General features: G+C 61.7%; 22 protein-coding genes. 13 read left to right on the top strand and 9 right to left on the bottom strand.

Annotated features, from left to right (window positions below; all coding sequences use genetic code 11):
- Positions 1–292 precede the first annotated feature (292 nt).
- Positions 293–1,279 (bottom strand): phosphate ABC transporter substrate-binding protein PstS, encoded by a 987-nt coding sequence (locus BFQ00_RS12490; RefSeq protein WP_065883793.1) that lies wholly within the window; start codon positions 1,277–1,279, stop codon positions 293–295.
- A gap of 203 nt (positions 1,280–1,482) precedes the next feature.
- Positions 1,483–2,772, bottom strand: a complete 1,290-nt coding sequence (locus BFQ00_RS12485; protein ID WP_065893025.1) for an MFS transporter — start codon at positions 2,770–2,772, stop codon at positions 1,483–1,485.
- Between the two features lie 403 nt (positions 2,773–3,175).
- Here BFQ00_RS12485 and BFQ00_RS12480 point away from each other — a divergent pair, with 403 nt between their 5' ends.
- Both BFQ00_RS12480 and BFQ00_RS12475 read left to right on the top strand, forming a co-directional pair.
- Entirely contained in the window at positions 3,176–3,580 is a 405-nt protein-coding gene (locus tag BFQ00_RS12480) for an acyl-CoA thioesterase (RefSeq protein ID WP_003176975.1), read from the top strand.
- Between the two features lie 58 nt (positions 3,581–3,638).
- Positions 3,639–4,538: a D-hexose-6-phosphate mutarotase gene (locus tag BFQ00_RS12475; protein ID WP_065933688.1), complete on the top strand. Its 900-nt coding sequence runs from the start codon at positions 3,639–3,641 to the stop codon at positions 4,536–4,538.
- 119 nt (positions 4,539–4,657) lie between these two features.
- Here BFQ00_RS12475 and BFQ00_RS12470 read toward each other — a convergent pair whose 3' ends face one another.
- The 5 genes from BFQ00_RS12470 to BFQ00_RS12450 form a co-directional block, all read right to left on the bottom strand.
- Entirely contained in the window at positions 4,658–5,194 is a 537-nt protein-coding gene (locus BFQ00_RS12470) for a DUF3299 domain-containing protein (RefSeq protein ID WP_065933687.1), read from the bottom strand.
- Between the two features lie 77 nt (positions 5,195–5,271).
- Entirely contained in the window at positions 5,272–5,517 is a 246-nt protein-coding gene (locus BFQ00_RS12465) for a GlsB/YeaQ/YmgE family stress response membrane protein (protein WP_065883801.1), read from the bottom strand.
- A gap of 105 nt (positions 5,518–5,622) precedes the next feature.
- Positions 5,623–6,708, bottom strand: coding sequence for a 5-(carboxyamino)imidazole ribonucleotide synthase (locus BFQ00_RS12460; RefSeq protein ID WP_065933686.1), 1,086 nt, complete (start codon positions 6,706–6,708; stop codon positions 5,623–5,625).
- 12 nt (positions 6,709–6,720) lie between these two features.
- Entirely contained in the window at positions 6,721–7,212 is a 492-nt protein-coding gene (gene purE / locus BFQ00_RS12455; RefSeq protein ID WP_003195648.1) for a 5-(carboxyamino)imidazole ribonucleotide mutase, read from the bottom strand.
- A gap of 356 nt (positions 7,213–7,568) precedes the next feature.
- Entirely contained in the window at positions 7,569–8,477 is a 909-nt protein-coding gene (locus BFQ00_RS12450) for a LysR substrate-binding domain-containing protein (RefSeq protein ID WP_065883805.1), read from the bottom strand.
- A 183-nt stretch (positions 8,478–8,660) separates the two neighbouring features.
- On the opposite strand from BFQ00_RS12450, the gene aspA reads away from it, so the two are divergent.
- The 6 genes from aspA to BFQ00_RS12420 all read left to right on the top strand — a co-directional run bounded on the left by aspA (position 8,661) and on the right by BFQ00_RS12420 (position 16,318).
- Entirely contained in the window at positions 8,661–10,085 is a 1,425-nt protein-coding gene (gene aspA / locus BFQ00_RS12445; protein ID WP_065883807.1) for an aspartate ammonia-lyase, read from the top strand.
- A gap of 435 nt (positions 10,086–10,520) precedes the next feature.
- Positions 10,521–11,966 carry an alanine/glycine:cation symporter family protein gene (locus tag BFQ00_RS12440; protein ID WP_065933685.1) on the top strand — a complete coding sequence of 482 codons (1,446 nt, stop codon included), beginning with the start codon at positions 10,521–10,523 and terminating at the stop codon, positions 11,964–11,966.
- 76 nt (positions 11,967–12,042) lie between these two features.
- Positions 12,043–13,020 (top strand): asparaginase, encoded by a 978-nt coding sequence (locus tag BFQ00_RS12435; RefSeq protein WP_065933684.1) that lies wholly within the window; start codon positions 12,043–12,045, stop codon positions 13,018–13,020.
- 50 nt (positions 13,021–13,070) lie between these two features.
- Positions 13,071–14,063: an AraC family transcriptional regulator gene (locus BFQ00_RS12430; RefSeq protein ID WP_065933683.1), complete on the top strand. Its 993-nt coding sequence runs from the start codon at positions 13,071–13,073 to the stop codon at positions 14,061–14,063.
- 132 nt (positions 14,064–14,195) lie between these two features.
- Entirely contained in the window at positions 14,196–15,230 is a 1,035-nt protein-coding gene (locus BFQ00_RS12425; RefSeq protein ID WP_065933682.1) for a histone deacetylase family protein, read from the top strand.
- On the top strand, positions 15,227–16,318 hold the full coding sequence (locus BFQ00_RS12420) for a polyamine ABC transporter substrate-binding protein (RefSeq protein WP_065933681.1): 1,092 nt from the start codon (positions 15,227–15,229) through the stop codon (positions 16,316–16,318). The genes BFQ00_RS12425 and BFQ00_RS12420 overlap by 4 nt, the downstream gene beginning before the upstream one ends.
- Before the next feature lie 55 nt (positions 16,319–16,373).
- Here the strand turns inward: BFQ00_RS12420 and BFQ00_RS12415 are convergent, their stop codons facing one another.
- Positions 16,374–17,912 (bottom strand): MocR-like pyridoxine biosynthesis transcription factor PdxR, encoded by a 1,539-nt coding sequence (locus BFQ00_RS12415; protein WP_065933680.1) that lies wholly within the window; start codon positions 17,910–17,912, stop codon positions 16,374–16,376.
- Between the two features lie 88 nt (positions 17,913–18,000).
- Between BFQ00_RS12415 and BFQ00_RS12410 the strand changes: the two genes are divergently transcribed.
- Genes BFQ00_RS12410 through BFQ00_RS12400 form a run of 3 tightly spaced genes read left to right on the top strand, consistent with a single transcriptional unit; the run spans position 18,001 to position 19,764 of the window.
- Positions 18,001–18,639 (top strand): FMN-binding negative transcriptional regulator, encoded by a 639-nt coding sequence (locus BFQ00_RS12410; RefSeq protein WP_065933679.1) that lies wholly within the window; start codon positions 18,001–18,003, stop codon positions 18,637–18,639.
- Positions 18,636–19,082, top strand: coding sequence for a GNAT family N-acetyltransferase (locus tag BFQ00_RS12405; protein WP_065933678.1), 447 nt, complete (start codon positions 18,636–18,638; stop codon positions 19,080–19,082). The genes BFQ00_RS12410 and BFQ00_RS12405 overlap by 4 nt, the downstream gene beginning before the upstream one ends.
- Positions 19,083–19,092: 10 nt before the next feature.
- Positions 19,093–19,764: a GNAT family N-acetyltransferase gene (locus BFQ00_RS12400; protein ID WP_065933677.1), complete on the top strand. Its 672-nt coding sequence runs from the start codon at positions 19,093–19,095 to the stop codon at positions 19,762–19,764.
- 471 nt (positions 19,765–20,235) lie between these two features.
- Here the strand turns inward: BFQ00_RS12400 and BFQ00_RS12395 are convergent, their stop codons facing one another.
- A complete protein-coding gene (locus tag BFQ00_RS12395; protein WP_065883830.1) occupies positions 20,236–21,138 on the bottom strand; it encodes a homocysteine S-methyltransferase family protein in 903 nt (300 codons plus the stop codon).
- Positions 21,139–21,252: 114 nt separating this feature from the next.
- Here BFQ00_RS12395 and BFQ00_RS12390 point away from each other — a divergent pair, with 114 nt between their 5' ends.
- Entirely contained in the window at positions 21,253–22,074 is an 822-nt protein-coding gene (locus BFQ00_RS12390) for an ABC transporter substrate-binding protein (protein ID WP_065883831.1), read from the top strand.
- Positions 22,071–22,841: an amino acid ABC transporter permease gene (locus BFQ00_RS12385; RefSeq protein ID WP_065893012.1), complete on the top strand. Its 771-nt coding sequence runs from the start codon at positions 22,071–22,073 to the stop codon at positions 22,839–22,841. Before BFQ00_RS12390 ends, BFQ00_RS12385 begins: the two co-directional genes overlap by 4 nt.
- Positions 22,842–22,882 lie beyond the last annotated feature (41 nt).

Below are 22,882 nucleotides of genomic sequence, written 5' to 3'. Positions count from 1 at the left end.
GAAATCAATGCGCTTGGGGGGAGAAGTTGTCGTCATGGTGGAATTGGCCAGATCATTCATGCGCACACCCTAGCGATCCTGTATGACAGAAAGATGACAGTGCAGTGACGCAACAAATCCGCCGCGAAGCAGGGCTGGCAGCGGATAAAAAATTAGAAGTTTCTGTAGGAGCGAGCTTGCTCGCGAAGATCGTCAACGATAACGCGTCGTTTCTGAATAACCACGTTGCCCTATCGTCTTTCGCGAGCAAGCTCGCTCCTACAGAAAGGCCGGTTTTACCCAGCCCAGCTACTTAGTTGCCTTCTTTCAGACCCAGGTCAGCCAGGGCCTTGGCGGCAACTTTGGCTGGCAGCGGGATGTAACCGTCTTTCACGACAACTTCCTGGCCCTGTTTGGACAGCACCAGTTTCACGAACTCGGCTTCCAGCGGTGCCAGAGGCTTGTTCGGGGCTTTGTTGACGTAAACGTAGAGGAAACGCGACAGCGGGTATTTGCCGTTCAGGGCGTTTTCTTCGCTGTCCTCGATGAACTCAGTGCTGCCTTTCTTGGCCAGGGCCACGGTTTTCACGCTGGCGGTCTTGTAGCCGATGCCCGAGTAACCGATGCCGTTCAGCGAGGAGCTGATCGACTGCACGACCGAGGCCGAGCCAGGTTGTTCGTTCACGTTAGGCTTGTAGTCGCCTTTGCACAGGGCTTCTTCCTTGAAGTAGCCGTAGGTGCCGGATACCGAGTTACGGCCGAACAGTTGAACCGGCTTGTTGGCCAGGTCGCCGGTCACGCCCAGGTCACCCCAGGTTTTCACGTCGGCTTTGGCGCCGCACAAGCGCGTCGAGGAGAAGATCGCGTCGACCTGTTCCATGGTCAGGTGCTGGATCGGGTTGTCCTTGTGCACAAATACCGCCAGGGCATCCACGGCTACCGGGATAGCGGTTGGCTTGTAGCCGTACTTCTGCTCGAAGGCCGCCAGTTCGGTGTCCTTCATCTTGCGGCTCATCGGGCCCAGGTTGGAGGTGCCTTCAGTCAGCGCAGGTGGCGCGGTGGCAGAGCCGGCAGCTTGAATCTGGATGTTGACGTTCGGGTATTCCTTTTTATAACCCTCGGCCCACAGGGTCATCAGGTTTGCCAGGGTATCGGAACCGACGCTGGACAGGTTGCCCGACACACCAGTGGTCTTGACGTAAGCCGGGATCGCCGGGTCAACGCCAGCAGCCACCGCGTTGGCGGTCGCGACGCCAGCAGCGACAAATGTCATTGCCGCCATCAAACGTTTCAGTTTCATGCCTTGCTCCTAGCAGATAGGGATAGTTGGATCGGGGCCAAGTATCGAGAGGCCGTGTGAACACTCTATGTCTACAATGTGACAGTTAGATGAAAGGCCACTATTGGGGGGAGGATTTGCACAACGCTCGCGTATTGCGGCAGCGGGGGGACGCAGAGCGTCCCAGGCGGCATTCCCACGCGGGAGCGTGGGAACGATCAAGCTTAGCGGGAACGCTTCCACAGATACCCGCCCACCACCATCCCCATCACACACAGGGCGGCGACATAGTAGGACGGGCCCATCGGGCTTTCCTTCATCAGCAGTGACACCGCCAATGGCGTCAGCCCGCCAAATACGGCATAGGCCACGTTGTAGGAGAACGACAGCCCGCTGAAACGCACCACGGGCGGGAAGGCTTTGACCATCACGTAGGGCACCACACCGATGGTGCCGACAAACAGGCCGGTCAACGCGTACAGCGGGAAAAGCCAGTCCGGGTGGGCCATGAGGCTGTGGTACAGCGTCCAGGAAGTGGCCAGCAACAACGCGCAACCGGTGACCAGCACACGCCCGGCACCAAAACGGTCGGCCAGGGCACCCGAGGCAATGCAACCCAGGCTCAGGGTCACGATGGCCAGGCTGTTGGCCTGCAACGCGACCGTAGGGCTGAAGTGGTAGACGGTCTGCAGCACGGTCGGGGTCATCAGGATGACCACCACGACGCCGGCCGACAGCAGCCAGGTCAGCAGCATCGACAGCACGATGGCGCCACGGTGGTCACGCAGTACCGCGCGCAACGGCAGCTCGGCAGCCAGGGTCTTGCGTTGCTGCATCTCGGCGAAGATCGGTGTTTCATGCAGCCAGCGGCGCAGGTACACCGACAGCAGGCCGAAGACACCGCCGAGCAGGAAGGGGATCCGCCAGGCGTAATCGGAAACCTGCTCCGGGGTATAGGCCGTATTAATCGCGGTGGCTACCAGCGAGCCCAGCAGAATACCGGCGGTGAGGCCGCTGGTCAGGGTGCCGCAGGCGTAGCCGATATGACGTGGGGGGACGTGTTCGGAGACGAATACCCAGGCGCCGGGTACCTCGCCGCCAATCGCAGCGCCCTGGATCACGCGCATCAGCAACAGCAGGAGCGGTGCCCACAGGCCGATCTGCGCGTAGGTCGGCAGCAGCCCCATGATCAAGGTCGGCACGGCCATCATGAAGATGCTCAGGGTGAACATCTTCTTGCGGCCCAGCAGGTCGCCGAAGTGCGCCATGATGATGCCGCCCAGCGGGCGAGCCAGGTAGCCGGCGGCGAAGATGCCGAAGGTCTGCATCATGCGCAGCCATTCGGGCATGTCGACGGGGAAGAACAGTTTCCCGACCACGGTGGCGAAAAATACGAAAATGATGAAGTCGTAAAATTCCAGCGCCCCGCCCAAGGCAGACAGCGACAGGGTTTTGTAGTCGTTGCGGGTCAGCGGGCGCGACGGTTGCGCACTGCTTGCGGGCACGGAGGACATGGCAAGGCTTCTCTTATAGTAATCAGCGTAAAGGACTGCACGCCCGTGACTTGCGGCGGGTCTGGCAAGATAGCAAATCGCCTGAAAAAGCACAGCGCTATGAAAACAGTTGCGCGCAAAAGCCCCGATACAGCGTCTATTTACCGACCAAATGAGCCTCAGGTGGTCGTCGTCGCGCCAGCGTCCCGATATACTCGCCCGTGCAAGCGCAGGAACCCCAGTCTTGACGGGCTGCTGTGCCAAAACGTTGTTGGGCGCCATCCAGCCGATTTGGCAGAGTTTCCCTTTAGTTCGCCTTACGAGAAACGCATCGAGCGGTGTATGTTGGTGCTGAAACGTTTTTCCAGAAGACGGCTATCCACTTGAAATACCCATGAAGCGTCACGGGTCAGAGGCCCTCGGCATGATCGAACTCGAACAAGAAGATCCTATCCCGCAAGGCGATCTCGCCCTGCAAATCACTGCACTTCCACGTGAAACCAACGGTTTTGGCGATATCTTCGGTGGCTGGCTGGTCGCGCAGATGGACCTGGCCGGCACGGCAATGGCCAGCAAGGTGGCCGGCGGGCGTGTAGCCACCGTGGCCATTGATCGCATGGCATTCCTGGTCCCGGTCGCGGTGGGCGCGCAGTTGTCCTTCTATACCCAGGCCCTGGAAATCGGCCGCAGCTCGATCCAGATGATGGTCGAAGTGTGGAGCGACGACCCGCTGTCCAGCGAATGGCGCAAGGTCACCGAGGCGGTATTCGTGTTCGTCGCCATCGACGGCAGCGGCCGCACGCGCTCGGTTCCGTCGCGCGCGCGTTAAACCTCATCGGGGTTTCACGGTCAATTGCCCCATTGCCTGCCATTGAGAGAGCTTTGTTATGCCGACGCCCCACGTTGAAACCGTGAAAATCGACGAGCTGGACTGCTGGCGCATCCGCCACAATGGCGCCGAATTGATGGTGGCCCAACAGGGCGCGCATCTCTTCAGTTATCAGCGCGATGGCGAGCAGCCGCTGATCTGGCCGAACCCCGAGGCGGTGTTCAAGCAGGGCAAAGGCATTCGTACCGGCGTCCCGGTGTGCTGGCCGTGGTTTGGTGTATTCGAGCGCAACCCGCAGAGCGTCAAGGCGATGCGCCAAAGCGATCAGCCGGCCGGCGCCCACGGTTTTGTGCGGACGGCGTTGTGGGAATTAGCCGCAACCAGGCTTGAAGGCCAGGCGTTGCGGGTGGACCTTGCGCTGCCCGTACCGGCAGGCGGCTTTCCTGGCTGGCCTCATCAGGTCGACTTGAGGTTGAGCCTGGTGCTGGACGACCAGCTGCATATCCACCTCACCAGCCATAACCGCGGCACTGACACCGTGACCTTCAGCCAGGCATTGCACACCTACTTCGCCGTCAGCGATGTGCGCAACGTGCAGGTCGAAGGCGTGGAGGGGTCAACCTATATCGATACCGCCGATGGCTGGACCGAGAAAACCCAGTCCGGCCTACTGCACTTCAGTGCCGAGACTGACCGTATCTACCTCGATACACCGGCCCGCCTGAGCATCCTCGACAAGGACTGGCAGCGTCGCATCCAGCTCACCAGCGAAGGGTCGAAATCGACCGTGATCTGGAACCCATGGACCGAACGCGCCAAGGCCTTCGATGACATGGCCGACGATGGCTGGCAGGGGATGTTGTGCATCGAGACGGCGAATGTGCTGGACGACGTGGTGGCGTTGGCACCCGGCGAAAGCCATACGCTGGGCGTGAGCATCGCCGCTGTCGCCCTGTAGACGAAGTTCGAAATGTGGGAGGGGGCTTGCCCCCGATAGCGGTGGTTCAGTCAGAACATTTTTGCCTGACATACCGCAATCGGGGGCAAGCCCCCTCCCACATTGTTATGTGTTGGCTGTTAGAGATCGGACTCCTTCACTGCCCGCACCTTCCCTGCATCCAGCGCATACGCTGCATCCGCCAGGTCGTTATTCACCTTCTCCACCTTCAAGGTTCCCGTAACCCACAGAGGCGTGTAGATATCATCCAGCTTCAAGCCCTTGGGATAGCGCACCAGCACCAGTTGGTTGGGCGGCGGTGGCGGCACATGGATGCACGCGCCGGGGTACGGCACGAGAAAGAACAGGGTGCTGCGGCCCTTGGCATCGGTTTCCAACGGTACCGGGTAGCCGCCGATACGGATGTGCTTGCCGTTCATGGCCGCCACGGTCTTGGTGGAATACATCACCGCCGGCAAGCCTTTGCTCTGCTTCAGGCCGCCCTTGTCGGTAAAGGTGCCTTGGGCTTCGGGCGAGTTGTGATCGATCTCGGGCATGGCTTCGAGGGCTTTCTGATCCGACAGCGGCATCAGCTCGAGCCAGTCGGTTTCCGGCAGTTCGCCGGCGTGGGCCAGGCCTGAGCCCAGCAAGAGGAGAGTGAACAGGAGACGGCGCATGGAGAGGCTCGGCAAGTACAAGTGCCGAGCATTCTAGCCCTCTGCGCCTGCGCAGCGCAGAGGACTTTGTCGGCTGATTACTTTCTTTTGATCAGACCGTAGATGACCAGCAGCACGATCGCACCGATCAGCGCACCGATAAAGCCTGCGCCTTGACCGGCCTGGTAGATCCCCAGCGCCTGGCCACCGTAGGTTGCAGCCAGGGAGCCGGCGATACCCAGCAGAATGGTCATGATCCAGCCCATGCTGTCGTCGCCAGGCTTGAGGAAACGCGCCAGCAGGCCGACGATCAAGCCGATAAAGATGGTTCCAATGATACCCATGGCATTTCCCTCTGATTGGTGTGTGTCATGCCAAAGCCTAGTCAGACTTTGGCATCCTGCAATCAGAGGGACGCCGAGCCTTAATGGTTCCCGCGACGATGCAGCTTATTGTTCGGCAATCAGCGCTTCGACCTTGAGGATCTGCGCCTGCAGGGTCGCGCGGTCCTTGCAGCGCAGGTTGGCATGACCCACCTTGCGCCCTGCCTTGAACGCCTTGCCGTAGTGATGCACATGGCAATCGTCGATCGCCATGACTCGCTCAACCGGCGGCACCACGCCGATGAAGTTGAGCATGGCGCTCTCGCCAACCTTGGCCGTGGAGCCCAACGGCAAGCCCGCCACCGCGCGCAGGTGGTTCTCGAACTGGCTGCACTCGGCGCCTTCAGTGGTCCAGTGCCCGGAGTTGTGCACGCGCGGGGCGATTTCGTTGGCCTTGAGACCGCCATCGACTTCGAAGAACTCGAACGCCATCACGCCAACGTAATCCAGCTGCTTGAGCACGCGGCTGGAGTAATCCTCGGCCAGGGCCTGCAGCGGGTGGTCGGTGCTGGCGACGGACAGCTTGAGAATGCCGCTGTCGTGGGTGTTGTGCACCAACGGATAGAAGCGGGTTTCGCCGTCACGGGCACGCACGGCGATCAGCGAGACTTCACCGGTGAACGGCACGAAGCCTTCCAGCAGGCAGGCGACGCTGCCCAGTTCGGCAAAGGTGCCGACCACATCGGCCGCAGTGCGCAGGACTTTCTGGCCCTTGCCGTCATACCCCAGGGTGCGGGTTTTCAATACGGCCGGCAGGCCGATGCTGGCGACGGCGGCGTCCAGGTCCGCCTGGGACTGGATGTCGGCAAAGGCCGGGGTCGGGATGCCCAGGTCCTTGAACATGCTCTTCTCGAACCAGCGGTCGCGCGCGATGCGCAGGGCTTCGGCGCTCGGGTACACCGGGACGAACTGCGACAGGAACGCCACGGTTTCGGCCGGGACGCTTTCGAACTCGAAGGTCACCAGGTCAACTTCGTCGGCCAGTTGACGCAGGTGATCCGGGTCGCTGTAGTCCGCGCGCAGGTGTTCACCCAGGGCTGCCGCGCAAGCGTCCGGCGCCGGGTCCAGGAAAGCGAAGTTCATCCCCAGCGGGGTTCCCGCCAGAGCCAGCATGCGGCCCAGTTGGCCGCCACCGATTACACCGATTTTCATCAATCAACACCCTCAGGCGATGCGTGGGTCTGGATTGTCCAGCACGCTGTCTGTCTGCTCAGCACGGAATTTTTTCAACACCGCATGGAACTGCGGGTGCTTGGCGCCCAGGATACTGGCGGACAGCAACGCGGCGTTGATCGCGCCGGCCTTGCCGATCGCCAGGGTTGCCACCGGAATGCCGGCGGGCATCTGCACGATGGACAACAGCGAATCCACGCCCGAGAGCATCGACGACTGCACCGGTACACCGAGCACGGGCAGGTGAGTCTTGGCTGCACACATGCCCGGCAAATGCGCCGCACCGCCGGCACCGGCGATGATCACCTCGATGCCACGGGATTCTGCTTCATCGGCATACTGGAACAGCAAGTCCGGGGTGCGGTGGGCGGAGACCACCTTCACTTCGTACGGAATGCCGAGTTTTTCCAGCATATCGGCGGTGTGGCTAAGGGTGGACCAATCGGACTTGGAGCCCATGATCACGCCAACCAATGCACTCATCGTCGTGCCTCTTCTCTCTGGGCGCCCGCAGGCGCGTCAAAAAACAACAAGCCACGCGGGAAATCCGGCGTGGCTTGGTGTACGAATTAAGGCCGGTTGGACCGGCCGAAGGCCGCGCAGTATACCGTAATAATCCAGATAAACAGCCCCTGGGATGACCATCTGTCTTGCCGCCCAAACCGGCGGTTTTATTGACTCAAGAGTCAGTCCAATACACCGCAAAACCCTGTGGGAGGGGGCTTGCTCCCGATAGCGGTCGGTCAGTGACATATTCAGTGCCTGACACACCGCAATCGGGGCAAGCCCCCTCCCACATTTGCTCTGCATTGGGCCTGAGATTGGGCGCGAGACTGGGCTCAGGTATTTTGCGCCGCGCCACCTTCCAGCTTGCGCCACAACAACCGCACATTCGCCTTGCGCACCAGCGCGCAGCGATACAGCCGAATCTCCAGCGGCACATGCCATTGCGCCCCGCCACACACCACCAACTCGCCGCGGGCCAGTTCCGCCCGCACGCTCAACTGCGGTACCCAGGCGATACCCAGACCTTCCAGCGCCATGCTCTTGAGGCTGTCGGCCATGGCGGTTTCATAGATGGTGGTAAAACGCAGCGCACGCTGGCGCAGCAGCAGGTTCACCGAGCGTCCGAGAAAGGCGCCGGCACTGTAGGCCAGCAACGGCACGCTACCCTCGCCTTCCAGATCGAACAGCGGCTTGCCGTCGGCATCGGCGGCGCACACCGGGAGCATTTCGGTGTTGCCCAGGTGCAGCGAGGGAAAGATCTCGGCGTCCATCTGCATGGCGGCATCCGGGTCGTAGAACGCCAGCATCAGGTCGCAGCCGCCTTCGCGCAGGGCGTGCACGGCATCGCCGACGTTGGTGGCGACCAGCCGCGTGGCGATGTTCAAACCTTCGTTGCGCAACTGGGCGATCCAGCGCGGGAAAAAACCCAATGCCAGGGAGTGAGCCGCCGCCACCTGCATGACCTCCCCCTGGCCGCCTTCCAGATGATGCAAATGGCGCAGCACTTCACCGAGTTGTTCGACCACCGTGCGCGCGGTGACCAGGAACAATTGCCCCGCCGCCGTCAGCTCCACCGGCGTGCGTGAGCGATTGACCAGGGTCAGCCCCAGCGCCGCTTCCAGGCTGCGAATACGTCGACTGAACGCCGGCTGGGTGACAAAGCGCCGCTCCGCCGCCTGGGAAAAGCTGCGCGTCGCCGCCAGGGCGCTGAAGTCTTCCAGCCATTTGCTCTCAAGGTTCATCACTGCCTCCCACGGGGAATGCACCATTTTGGCACACACGCCCGTCATGGTAACCGGGTCACATCGACATTATGCCGTTTGTGCATAGGCCAGTGTTTAACAGCATTGGCCCAAAAACTCTCAAAAGCCTAGCATTCACAGCGTTCCGGCCAGTTCCGGGTCCCTATCGAGATGATTTCCGTCATGTCCTCTGCTGCATCTTTCCGTACCGAAAAAGACCTGCTTGGCGTACTCGAAGTACCTGCCCAAGCGTATTACGGCATCCAGACCCTGCGAGCGGTGAACAACTTCCGCCTCTCGGGCGTTCCGATTTCGCATTACCCGAAATTGGTGGTCGGTCTGGCAATGGTCAAGCAAGCAGCAGCGGACGCCAACCGCGAACTGGGCCAGCTCAGCGAAGCCAAGCACGCGGCCATCAGCGAAGCCTGCGCCCGCCTGATTCGCGGCGATTTCCACGAAGAGTTCGTGGTGGACATGATTCAAGGCGGCGCCGGCACTTCCACCAACATGAATGCCAACGAAGTGATCGCCAACATCGCGCTGGAGGCCATGGGCCATCAGAAGGGTGAGTACCAGTACCTGCACCCCAATAACGATGTGAACATGGCGCAGTCGACCAACGACGCCTACCCGACCGCGATCCGTCTGGGTCTGCTGCTGGGCCATGACGCGCTGCTGGCCAGCCTCGACAGCCTGATCCAGGCCTTCGCCGCCAAAGGTGTCGAGTTCGGGCATGTGTTGAAAATGGGTCGCACCCAACTGCAGGACGCCGTGCCGATGACCCTCGGCCAGGAATTCCGCGCCTTCGCCACCACCCTGAGCGAAGACCTGGCCCGCCTGAAAACCCTGGCGCCGGAGCTGCTCACCGAAGTGAACCTGGGCGGCACCGCCATCGGCACCGGCATCAACGCCGACCCACGCTACCAGGCCCTGGCCGTACAACGCCTGGCCACCATCAGCGGCCAGCCGCTGGTACCGGCGGCCGACCTGATCGAAGCCACCTCCGACATGGGCGCCTTCGTGCTGTTCTCCGGCATGCTCAAGCGTACCGCGGTGAAGCTGTCGAAGATCTGCAACGACCTGCGCCTGCTGTCCAGCGGCCCACGCACCGGCATCAACGAAATCAACCTGCCGGCGCGCCAGCCAGGCAGCTCGATCATGCCCGGCAAGGTCAACCCGGTGATCCCGGAAGCCGTGAACCAGGTGGCGTTCCAAATCATCGGTAACGATTTGGCCCTGACCATCGCGGCCGAAGGCGGCCAGCTGCAACTGAACGTGATGGAGCCGCTGATCGCCTACAAGATCTTCGACTCGATCCGCCTGCTGCAACGCGCCATGGACATGCTGCGCGAACACTGCATCGTCGGCATCACTGCCAACGAAGCGCGCTGCCGCGAGCTGGTGGAACACTCCATCGGCCTGGTCACCGCGCTGAACCCCTACATCGGCTATGAAAACGCCACCCGCATTGCGCGAATCGCCCTTGAAAGCGGTCGCGGTGTGCTGGAACTGGTGCGTGAAGAAGGCTTGCTCGACGACGCCATGCTCGACGACATCCTGCGCCCCGAAAACATGATCGCTCCGCGCTTGGTCCCGCTGAAGGCCTAAGTGTTTGTTGCACCGCTCACCAGGTTGAGAGACTAGACACCTCTCACCTTTTGAGGGCCTGAAGGCTCGTTCTTCAGGCCCTTTTTTTTGCTCGAAATACCCCACGCGCCTCTTGTAGGAGCGAGCTTGCTCGCGAAAAACCTCAAGGCGCCGCGTTAATCCAGGAGGGACTCATCATCGTTAAAGACCTTCGCGAGCAAGCTCGCTCCTACAGACCTTTAGTCACCGCATGCAGACGGATTGAATGCTGCTAGGTATAGTGCCGCCCCTCTTCGTGTCAGAGATCGTCGGTAACGAGGTCCTGTACAGCGCGAAACCGCATGAATAACAACACCCGCAAAAGGATTGGGGTCGAACGTCGCGCACTGCCTGGTGCCGAGCGATGCGTCGCACCGTCCTGCGTTTGCCATTAGAAAAATCAGCGAGGAACACTCCATGCTCGAAGTCATCAACGACTTCCTCTCAGGGAAAGTACTGATCGTGCTCATTGTCGGGCTCGGCGGTTATTTCACGATCCGCTCGCGTTTCGTTCAATTGCGTCACTTTTTCCACATGTTCTCGGTGTTTAAAGACAGCCTGAAAAGCAGCTCCGGTCAACTCAGCTCGTTCCAGGCGCTGATGCTCAGCCTGGCCGGCCGTGTGGGCGCCGGTAACATCGCAGGCGTCGGCATTGCCGTGACCCTGGGTGGCCCGGGCGCCGTGTTCTGGATGTGGGTCACCGCGTTGGTGGGCATGTCCTCGAGCTTTATCGAGTGCTCCCTGGGTCAGCTGTACAAGCGCACCGATGCAGAAGGTGCCTACCGTGGCGGCCCGGCCTATTACATCCAGCACGGCCTGCACAAACGCTGGCTGGGGATGGTCATGGCGTTCCTGCTGCTGGTGACTTTCGGCTTTGCCTTCAACGGCCTGCAAGCCCACGCGGTTACCCACTCGCTGAATAATGCCTTCGGTCTCGACACCACTTACACCGGCCTCGCGCTGGCGGTGTTGCTCGGCCTGGTGTTCATTGGCGGGATCAAGCGTATCGCCTCGATCGCCGACCTGCTGGTACCGGTCAAGACGCTGGTCTACATCGCCGTGACCCTGTACGTGATCGTGCTGCAGTTCGACCACGTGCCGGCCATGCTTGCGACCATCGTCAAGAGCGCCTTCGGCCTCGACCAGGCCTTCGGCGGCCTGGTGGGCAGCGCGATCATCATGGGCGTCAAACGCGGCGTGTTCGCCAACGAAGCCGGTTTAGGCAGTGCGCCCAACGTGGCGGCGGTGGCCTCCGTGGAACACCCGATCGCCCAAGGTGTGGTGCAAGCGTTCAGCGTGTTCCTCGACACCTTCGTGATCTGCACCTGCACCGCGTTGCTGATCCTGCTGTCCGGCTTCTACACCCCGGGCTTTGAAGGCGACGGCATTGCCCTGACCCAGAACTCCCTGGCCGCCGTGGTCGGTGACTGGGGCCGCATGTTCATCTCGGTCGCCCTGGCGTTGTTCGTGTTCACCTCGATCATGTACAACTACTACCTGGGCGAGAGCAACCTGCGCTTCCTGGTCGGCAACAACCGCAAGGTACTGATGGGCTATCGCGCCTTGGTGCTGGTGCTGATTTTCTGGGGTTCGATCGAGAACCTGAGCACCGTGTTCGCCTTCGCCGACATCACCATGACCATGCTCGCGTTCGTCAACCTGTTCGCCCTGGCGTTCCTGTTCAAGATCGCCATGCGCATCCTCAACGACTACGACGGCCAGCGCGCAGCAGGCATCAAGACCCCGGTGTTCGATTCCAGCCAGTTCCCCGACCTGGATCTGGACCGCAAGGCCTGGCCGGCCAACCCGGTAAAACCCGAACCCGCAGCGTCGGCTGAACTGAGCGCCCAGGCGCAACGTTAATCACCGCCAGATGACACGCCGCCCGGCCTTGGGCATGCTCTGGGCCCGGCGGCGTTTTTCGTTCAGGAGATTTTTCATGCAAGCAGCCAATAACGTCATGGTGCTCTACACCGGCGGCACCATCGGCATGCAGGCCAGTGCCAATGGCCTGGCACCCGCTTCCGGTTTTGAGGCGCGTATGCGCGAGCAACTGGCCGACGCACCCGTGCCCACGTGGCGCTTTCGGGAGATGTCACCGCTGATCGACAGCGCCAATATGACCCCTGCCTACTGGCAGCGCCTGCGCAGCGCCGTTGTCGAGGCCGTGGACGACGGCTGCGACGCCGTGCTGATCCTGCACGGCACCGACACCCTGGCGTACAGCGCGGCGGCCATGAGTTTTCAACTCCTCGGTCTGCCGGCACCCGTACTGTTCACCGGCTCGATGTTGCCGGCAGGCGTGCCCGACAGTGATGCCTGGGAAAACGTCAGCGGTGCGCTGACGGCACTCGGGGAAGGCCTGGCACCCGGCGTGCAGTTGTATTTCCACGGCGCGCTCATGGCGCCCACCCGGTGCGCGAAGATCCGCAGCTTTGGTCGCCATCCGTTTGCCGCCTTGCAGCGTAACGGCGGCGTCTCCCAAGCCGACCTGATCCCCGCGGCCCTGCATTACCGCCAGCCCAAGTCTGAAGCCAGGGTCGGCGTCCTGCCGTTGGTGCCGGGCATCGCCGCCGACCTGTTGGATGCGCTGGTCGACAGCGGCCTCCAGGCGCTGGTGCTCGAATGCTTCGGCAGCGGCACCGGCCCAAGTGACAACCCGGCCTTCCTGGCCAGCCTGCAACGTGCGCAGGATCAGGGTGTAGTAGTGGTTGCGATCACCCAATGCCATGAAGGCGGCGTGGAACTGGACGTCTACGAAGCCGGCAGCCGCCTGCGCGGTGTGGGCGTGCTGTCCGGTGGCGGCATGACCCGCGAGGCGGCCTTCGGCAAGCTCAACGCCCTGCTCGGGGCCGGGTTGCCGACCCGCGAAATCCGTCGCCTGGTGGAACTGGACCTGTGCGGGGAACTGAACTGAGCGGCATGTAACTTGCTCCACTTCCAGCCACCCCATGGCTGGAAGTCCCCATGCTGCACTCCCATCTCACCACCCTCAATGCCGTGTCCCTGGTGCTCAGTACCTTCGAGGCCGAAGGCTTGCCCCATGCCGCGTTATTGGCCGGCAGCGGCATCTGCGCAGCGGACTTGCGCCGCGCCGACACGCGTATCGCCACGCACCAGGAGATGCAGGTGTGCGCCAACGCCGTGGCCCTGCAGCGCGATATCGGCCTGATCGTGGGGCGGCGTATGCATGTTTCCTCCTACGGCATGCTCGGCTATGCCCTGCTCACCAGTGCCACTTTCGGTGACGCTTTGCGCCTGGCCCTGCGCTATCCGGCGCTGTTGGGAACACTCTTCGAACTGAGCCTGGAGGAAGACGACGAACGTATCTGGTTCACCGCCGGCGATTACCGCGAGAGCCCCGCACTGACGGCCTTCAATGTCGAGTTGTGCCTGGGTTCGTTGAAAATTATCTGCGACGACCTGCTCGGCCATCCACTGCCCCTGTTGGGCGCTCGTTTCGAGCACGACGCGCCGGATTATCAAGCGCGTTACGTCGAGAGCTTCGATTGCCCGCTGCAGTTCCAGGCCACGGCCAATGCATTCGCCTTCGATAAACGCTGGCTTGCCCAAGCCCTGCCACTGGCCGACGCCGTGACCCACCAGGCCATGGTCGAGCGCTGCCGGAAACAGAACACCGAATTCACCGGACGCGAGGCATGGCTGGGGCGAATCCGTCAGTTGCTGGCCGCGCAACTGCACGCCGCACCCGGGCTGGAGGGCCTGGCCCGGCAAATGAACTGTTCCGCACGCACCCTGCGTCGACACTTGCACCACTTGGGCTGCAGCTATCAGGAACTGCTCGATGAGTTGCGCTTTGAACGCGCCAAACAGTTATTGGCTGACGACCTGTGGCCGATCCACCGGATAGCCGAAACGCTGGGGTTCAGCGAAACGGCCAGCTTCAGGCATGCGTTCGTACGCTGGAGTGGCGTCGCGCCAAGCCAATTTCGCGCATGACGCCCCGTTCAGGGGCCCATTGCGGACACACAGGTTGGCCACATTTATCCCCTTTTGGCCGCTCCTGCCATTCTCATAGACCGCCCGCGCCGCAAGACTGCATGCACCGACAGAGCCTGCGGAGAACAACACATGCTGACGATCTACTCGGACGATCACCACCTGCACCACGGCCGCTGTGAATTGATGGACGGGCAACTGATGCCCTGCTTTGAAATGCCCTCACGCGCCGACCACGTGCTGCAACGCGTCAAAGACCGTGACCTGGGCCCGGTGCAGGCGCCGCAGGACTTCGGTCTGGCACCGCTGCAACGTATTCACAGCCGCGACTATCTCGACTTCTTCAAAGGCGCCTGGCAACGCTGGACCGAGTACGGCCAGGATGGCGACCTGTTGCCCTACACCTGGCCCGCGCGCACGTTGCGCCGCGTGATGCCCGCCAGCCTGCACGGTCAGTTGGGCTATTACAGTTTCGATGGAGGCGCGCCGATCACCGCCGGCACCTGGCAAGCGGCCTACAGCGCGGCGCAAGTCGCCCTCACCGCCCAGGCCGCCATCACGCAAGGCGCCCACAGTGCCTTTGCGCTGTGCCGCCCGCCCGGGCATCACGCCGCCAGCGACTTGATGGGCGGTTATTGCTACCTCAATAACGCGGCCATCGCCGCCCAGGCGTTTCTCGACCAGGGTTGCAAAAAGGTCGCCATCCTCGATGTGGACTACCACCACGGCAACGGCACGCAATCGATTTTCTACCCGCGCAGCGATGTGCTCTTCACCTCGATCCACGGCCATCCGGAGGCGGAGTTCCCATTCTTCCTCGGGTATGCCGATGAGCTGGGAGAGGGTCCGGGAGAAGGGTTCAACTTCAACTATCCGTTACCGGCCGGCGCCGCCTGGGAAACCTGGAGCGCCGCGCTTGAACAAGCCTGTGTCGAGATCGCACGCTACGGTGCCGATGTCATCGTTGTCTCCCTGGGCGTGGACACCTTCAAGGACGACCCCATTTCGCAATTCAAGCTCGACAGCCCGGACTACCTGGCCATGGGTCGACGCATCGCGCAACTCGACACGCCAACGCTGTTTGTGATGGAAGGCGGCTACGCCGTGGAAGAAATCGGTATCAACGCCGTCAACGTGCTTGAAGGTTTCGAGGAAGCAGCCCGATGAACATACTCAAATCGCTCGTCCTGTGCGTCGCGGTGGCCAGCGGCGCGGCACAGGCCGAAGAGAAAACCCTGAAGGTCTACAACTGGTTCGACTACATCACCCCCAAGGCCCTGGAGGATTTCAAGGCGCAGAACCCGTCGATCAAACTGGTGTACGACATCTTCGACACCAACGAGGCGCTGGAAGCCAAGCTGCTCACCGGCAATTCCGGCTATGACGTGGTGGTGCCGTCCAACGTGTTCCTGGCCAAGCAGATCGAAGCCGGGGTATTCCAGCCCCTGGACCGTAGCCAGTTGCCCAACTGGAAGCATCTGGATCCCAAGCTGATGAAGCTGATCGAAGCCAACGACCCCGGCAATCAGTACGCCGTGCCCTACATGTACGGCACCATCCTGATCGGCTTCAACCCGGCCAAGGTCAAGGCGGCCCTGGGCGACGACGCGCCAGTGGACAGCTGGGACCTGATCTTCAAGGAAGAAAACATCAGCAAGCTCAAGCAGTGCGGGGTCGCGCTGCTCGATTCGCCCTCGGAGATCCTGCCGCTGGCCCTGCAGCATCTGGGCCTGGACCCCAACAGCAGCAACCCCAAGGACTACATCAAGGCCGAAGCGCTGCTGATGAAAATCCGCCCGTACATCACCTACTTTCACTCCTCCAAATACATGGCCGATATCGCCAACGGCGACATCTGTGTGGCCGTGGGCTATTCCGGCAGTTTTTCCCAGGCCGCCAACCGCGCCAAGGAAGCCAAGAACGGCGTGACCGTGGACATGCGCCTGCCCAGGGAAGGCGCGCCGATCTGGTTCGACATGCTCGCCATCCCCAAGGGTGCTAAAAATCCGGGCGACGCCTACACCTTCATCAACTATTTGTTGCAACCCAAGGTCATCGCACCGGTCAGCGACTTCGTCGGTTATCCCAACCCGAACAAGGACGCCACCGAGTGGGTCGACCCGGCGATACGCAACAACCCCAACCTGTACCCGACCGACGCGGCCATGACGACGCTCTATACCCTCAAGCCCCTGGACAGCAAAGCCGAACGCGCCAGGACCAGGGCCTGGACCAGGATCAAATCCGGCACCTGAAATACCTTGATTTGCCAAATGGTCCTGACGCACTCGCTGGTAGGCGGGTACCTTTTCATGCCTGCCATACCTGGCGCAAACGTGCCAGCGCCTGCGCGATGGCCGCCTCGGGCACGGCGGCAAACCCCATCACCAGGCCTGCGTGCTGGTCCGCTGGTGGGCTTGTGCCAGCCAGCCAATAGCTACTTAAACCGGTGATCTCAACCTCTACCGCACGGGCCTGCGCGAGCAACGCCTGCTCGCGGGCCAGGCTGTCCACTCGCACGGTCAAGTGCAGCCCGGCCGCAACGCTGGGCAAGGCGCCGACGCCGGGCAACCCATCGGGCCAACCGGCCAGCAAGGCGTTGCGTCGGTTCAATGCAGCGCGACGCATTCGGCGAATGTGGCGTTGGAAGTGTCCCGCCGCCATGAACTCTGCCATCACCGCCTGGGTGCTGACTTCGGAATGGCGCATGTCCACGGCGCGCCGCCGGGTAAACGCTTGCACAAGGGCCGCAGGCAACACCAGGTAGCCCAGGCGCAACGCGGGGAATGCCACTTTGCCGAACGTGCCGACGTATAACACGCGGCCACTGCGATCCAGCGCCGCCAGGGGCGACAGCGGCGCACCGCTGTAGCGGTACTCTCCGTCGTAGTCATCCTCGACGATCCAGCCACCCGTACGCTCGGCCCAGGCCAGCAACTCCAGACGCCGGGCCAGGCTCATCACCACCCCCAACGGATATTGATGGGAAGGTGTGACATAGGCCACACGGCAGTCATGCAGAGCATTGAGCACCTGGCAATCCAGGCCCTCGCTGTCTACCGGCACACCCTGCAATCGCCCACCGGCCAGGGCGAATGCATGGCCGGCCGCACGGTAACCCGGATTTTCCACCGCTACCCCATCACCCGGCTCAACCAGCAGCTGTGCACAAAGGCTGATTGCCTGCTGTGCACCACTGGTGATCACAATTTGTTCAGCCGTGCACTGCATACCCCGTGAGCTGCGCAGGTACGCGGCAATCAAGCCACGCAGGCGGCCGTCACCTGCCGGGTCGCCATAGCACAGCTGTTCCAGGTCCGGTTTGCGCCAGAACGCCCCATTCAGCTTGGCCCATACTTCAAACGGGAACAGGTCGAAGGCCGGCACGCCCACGCGAAAAGCACGAGGTGGACCTGAAGGCGGTTGAGGCAGGTGATGATTTTTTACCCGCGCCAAACCCGTGCTGTGGATAACTTCATCGTCAAGATGTTCCGGTAAATCCGCCCATTTTGTGGATAACCCTGGGGATAAGCCTGTTGAAAACCCTGTGGATACTTGTGTGGATAGTTTTTTCGGCATCGGCAATTGGGCGACATAGGTGCCATCTCCCACCCGACTTTCGATAAACCCTTCCGCATACAACTGATCGTAGGCGCGCACGACGCTGTTTCGAGAGATCGACAATGCCGCCGCCAGATCACGGGTAGCGGGTAACCGTGTACCACTGACCAAGCGTCCATCCAGCACGCGCTGGCGCAGGGCCTCATACAGTTGGCGCGTCAGGCCCTGGCGGCGGTCCAGTTCGATACCGGCAGGGTTGAAGGATAACGGCGGCGCGATGGACGGCATATTGGACCTATGAAAATAGCGCTAGATGGCTCTTACAACGAACCAATAGCCTGCCTAGGATGCAGGCATTCGCCAAGGAAAATTTCCCATGTACACCCCCCGCGCCTTTGCCATCGATGATTTGCCCCAAATCCAGCAATTGATCCAGCACACCCGTCTGGCGCAGTTGGTGACCGTGGGAGAAAACGGCCTGCAAGCCAGCCACCTGCCACTGCTGCTCAACCCCGATGAAGGTCCCAACGGCACGCTTTACGGGCACTTGGCCAAGGCCAACCCGCAATGGCGCGAGCTGCAAAATGGCCATGAGGCGCTGGTGATCTTCGCGGGGGCCGACGCCTATGTCAGTCCGGCGTTTTACCCGGCCAAGGCCGAACACGGCAAAGTGGTGCCGACCTGGAACTACATGGCCGTGCACGTCTATGGCAAGGCGCAGGTGTTCAACGACGCCGAGCGCTTGCTCAAGCTGGTCAGCGCCCTCACTGAGCGCCATGAACGTGGCCGCGCCCAACCCTGGGCGGTCAGTGACGCACCGGCGGACTACATTGACGGCATGCTCAAGGCCATCGTCGGTTTCGCCTTGCCCATCGAACGCGTGATCGGCAAGCGCAAGCTCAGCCAGAACCGCAGCGCCGCCGACGTGGCCGGCGTGCGCGAAGGCCTGGCCGCCAGTACCGATGTGCGTGACCAGGCCCTCGCCCGCTTTATTCCCCAAGGAGTTGCACAATGAGCCAGATCGACATTCGCCAAGTCACCGTCGCCGACCACACCGCCTGGCTCCCGTTGTGGCAGGCGTATCTGAAGTTCTACAACACTGAACTGCCGGACGCCGTCAGCCAAAGCACCTGGCAACGCCTGATCGACGCCCGCGAGCCGACTCATTCGGCACTCGCCTGGCAGGACGGCAAGGCAGTGGGCATGGTCAACTTCATCTACCATCGTTCCAACTGGAGCATCGAGAACTCCTGCTACCTGCAGGACTTGCTGGTGGACCCAGCCCAACGTGGCACTGGCGTGGGCCGCAAGCTGATCGAATTCGTCTACGCCACCGCCAAGGCCGATGGCTGCTGCAAGGTGCACTGGTTGACCCACGAGACCAACGCCACCGCGATTCAACTGTACGAACGCATCGCTGAACGCCCAGGTTTCATCCAATTTCGCAAGGGTCTTTAAGGAGCGCAGCATGGTCACTTCCCCCGCCGACTGGAAAGGCGCCCCCGCGCCTGCCGCGCAACTGCTTGAAGGGCGCTTCATTCGCCTGGAAAAGCTCGACCCGGCGCATCACGCCGAACAACTGTGGCAAGCCCTCGAAGGCCCCGGTGCCGACCCGACGTTGTGGGACTATTTGCCCTACGGCCCTTTTCCCGAGCGCAGCGCCTTCGATGCCTGGCTGAACAACCATGCCGCCGGCAGCGACCCGTATTTCTTCAGCGTGGTCGACCGCGCAAGCGGCCAGGTCCAGGGCATCCTCAGCCTGATGTCCATCGTCCCCGCTCACGGGCGTATTGAAATCGGCCACGTCACCTTTGGCGCACCGATGCAGCGTTCGCCAAAAAGTACCGAAGCGGTGTACCTGCTGGCCAGGTACGCGTTCGAGCAGGGCTACCGCCGCCTGGAATGGAAGTGCAACAACGGCAATGCGCGCTCCAGGTACGCGGCCGAGCGATTGGGGTTCAGTTTTGAGGGCGTGTTCCGCCAGCATATGGTGGTCAAGGGGCAGAACCGGGATACGGCGTGGTATTCGATGCTGGATTCGGAATGGCCGAAGATTGGCGCGGGGTTTGAGGCGTGGTTGTCAGAGAAGAACCAGGCCGGTTCCGGTCAGCTCAGAACACTGGCCGAATGCCGAACCTGAACCTCACCCGCAACACAAAACCCATGTGGGAGGGGGCTTGCCCCCGATGGCGGCCTCAGGGCTGCAGGATGTTGGATTGGGTTGAGTACATATCCGTTTCTGCGGTAACGGCTGCTATGGGTTCCGCTTTTACAGCGGCTCACTTTTGAAAAGCGCAAAAGTAAGCAAAACGCTCTTGCCCCACCACTCGGCACCTCGCTAATGCTCGGTGTGCCCTCTCTCCGGCTTGAATCCGTGGGCCGCCGCAATGGGCCATCCATGGCCCAGTGCGGCTAACCCGGCGTCCTGCCGGGTTACCCACGGATTCAAGCCTGCGTTCGGCCAGCGTGGTTTAACGGGGCGCCTAAGATCAAAAGCCAGAGCCAGAGCGACTCGCTTCGCATCGTGGTTACGGTTGGGCGCTACAGAGTTGTGTAGATACCCATGGCCATCGGGGGCAAGCCCCCTCCCACAGTTTTGATCTGCGGTGAATCAGTTGGAAAGGCGCTCGGCCAACACCGCAATATGCTCCGGCCCGATCCCGCAGCAACCGCCCAGATGACTGGCGCCACGCGCCTGCCAATCCGCCGCCCAGTGCAGGTAACCCGGCGGGTCGAGATCGTCGCGCAACGGGTCCAGGCCATCGTTGGCCGTGGCTTCCTTGGGTTGCGGCGGGAAGGCATTGGCGTAGGCGCCGATCTGAATGGCAACGCCCAATCGCTCGAAGGTTGCCCGCGCCGCGTCGATCGCCGCGCCGATCACTTCGGGCTGGCTGCAGTTGAACAGCAACACCTGCACGCCCAACTGCGCCGCCGCCTCGGCCGCCTCCGCCACCGGCTCGCCGGAACGCAGGCGCGGCACCTCATCGGTATCTTCATCTTTCAAGGTAAACGACAGCCAGAACGGCTTGCCATCCTGCGGCAGGCCGGCATGAATCGCTTGCGCTTCAACGATGGAGCTTTGGGTTTCCGCCAGCCACAGGTCAACGTGAGGCGCCAGGCCCTGCACCAGCGGTGTCAGTAATTCGCTGACCCGCTCAGGCAGGAACAGGTCGGGCCGATAGGAGCCAAACAACGGCGGCAATGAACCGGCGACGCGCACCGACTTGCCGGAGGCCTTCACCGCCCGTCGCGCCAACTCACCGGCCAATGCGGCCAGCGCCTGGCCCTCCTGCGCGAACCGCGCTTCGCCGATATGAAACGGCACCACCGCATAGCTGTTGCTGGTAATCACGTCGGCACCACTGTCGATATAGGCCGCGTGCACCGCCTCTACCGCTTGCGGCGCCTCACTCAGGGCCAGCGCCGACCATTCCGGCTGGCGGAACGGCGCGCCACGGCGTTGCAGTTCACGGCCCATGCCGCCATCGAGAATTACGGTGTTTGTTGTACCCATATGCTTTTTACTCATATGCTTATGAAAATAACTCACTATGAGAGTCGTTCTTATAACTATTTAATGCGTACCGTTCGGTTAATAACAACCTCTTTTTTATTCAGGTGCTCGATTTTGAAATTACGACCGCTGTTGGCCCTGGGCCTGACGATGTTGGCCGCTTCAACCCAAGCCTTTGGCGGTGCCACCCTGGACCGTATCGAGCAGAAGAAAGAGCTGGTCGGGGTGCTGATGGAAAGCTATCCGCCGTTTTCATTCCTCAACGAGCAGAACCAGCTCGACGGCTTCGACGTGGATGTGGCCAAGGCCGTGGCGCAAAAGCTTGGGGTCAAGCTGCGCCTGGAAACGCCTTCATGGGACGTCATTGCCGCCGGCCGCTGGAGCGGGCGCTACGACATTTGCATCTGCTCCATGACCCCGAGCAAGGCACGCGCCGAGGTGTTCGATTTCCCGGTGGAGTACTACGCCTCGCCCGCCGTCATCGTGGTCAATGCCAAGGATGATCGCATCCATGCAGCCAAAGACCTGAGCGGCAAGAAAGTCGGCCTCACCAGCGCCTCCAGCTATGAAAGCTACCTGAACAAGAACCTGGTGATCGAAGGCGCCGAGGACACCCAGTTGCAGTACCCGTTCGAGGACGTGCAGATTGCCCCGTACGACACCGACAACGTGGCATTCCAGGACCTCGGCCTGGGCGCGGGCGTGCGCCTGGATGCGATCCTCACCAACCTGGTCACCGCGCAGCCGCGCCTGACCCAGGACAAGCGCTTCAAGCTGGCAGGCGAGCCGCTGTATTCGGAGCCCAACTCGGTGGCCATCGAGAAAGGCGACGCGCAGTGGGACAGCAAAGTGCGTGAGGTCTTCGCCCAGCTCAAACAGGACGGCACCTTGAGCAAGCTGTCGCAAAAATGGATCGGCGCCGATATCAGCCGATGAGCTTTCGTATACGGCTTTACCTGACCTGGGCGGCGCTGTTGGCCTTGTTTGCGAGTTTCTTCCTGAGCTTTGACCTGAAGTTCTCGATCATCCTCGACAAGCTGCCCAACCTGGTCGGCCTGCACCTGGCGCCCAACGGCTTCCTGCAAGGCGCGGCGCTGACGCTGTTTTTGTGCCTGTGCGCCATCGTTGCGTCGTCGATATTGGGGTTTGTCACCGCCCTGGGGCGCCTGTCGAAAAGCGCGGTGGCGTTTGGCATTGCCAGTTTCTACGCCTCGTTCTTTCGCGGCACGCCGTTGCTGATCCAGATCCTGCTGATTTACCTGGGCTTGCCGCAGCTGGGCCTGGTGCCGGGCGCGATCGTCGCCGGCATCATCGCCTTGTCGCTGAACTACGGCGCCTACCTGAGCGAGATTTTCCGCGCCGGTATCCTCGGCGTGCCCCATGGCCAACGGGAAGCGGCGTTGGCCCTGGGCATGCGTGACCGGGCGATCTTCTGGCATGTCACCCTGCCCCAGGCCATGCGCACCATCATCCCGCCGGCCACCAACCAGTTCATCTCGATGCTCAAGGACTCGTCGCTGATCTCGGTGATGGGCGTGTGGGAAGTGATGTTCCTGGCGCAGTCCTACGGCCGCTCCAGCTACCGCTACATCGAGATGCTTACCACGGCGGCGATTATTTACTGGGTAATGTCCCTCGGGCTGGAGCTGATCCAGGCGCGCATGGAGCGGCATTTCGGCAAAGGGTATGTGCGCCGCGGTTGACGCTTAGAACCCCTTGCGTAGCACTTTGACACGGTACGCCC

The sequence above is a fragment of the Pseudomonas sp. 28 E 9 genome (genome assembly GCF_900004785.1).
Lineage (GTDB): Bacteria > Pseudomonadota > Gammaproteobacteria > Pseudomonadales > Pseudomonadaceae > Aquipseudomonas > Aquipseudomonas orientalis_A.
This window is presented reverse-complemented; position numbering and strand designations above follow the sequence as displayed.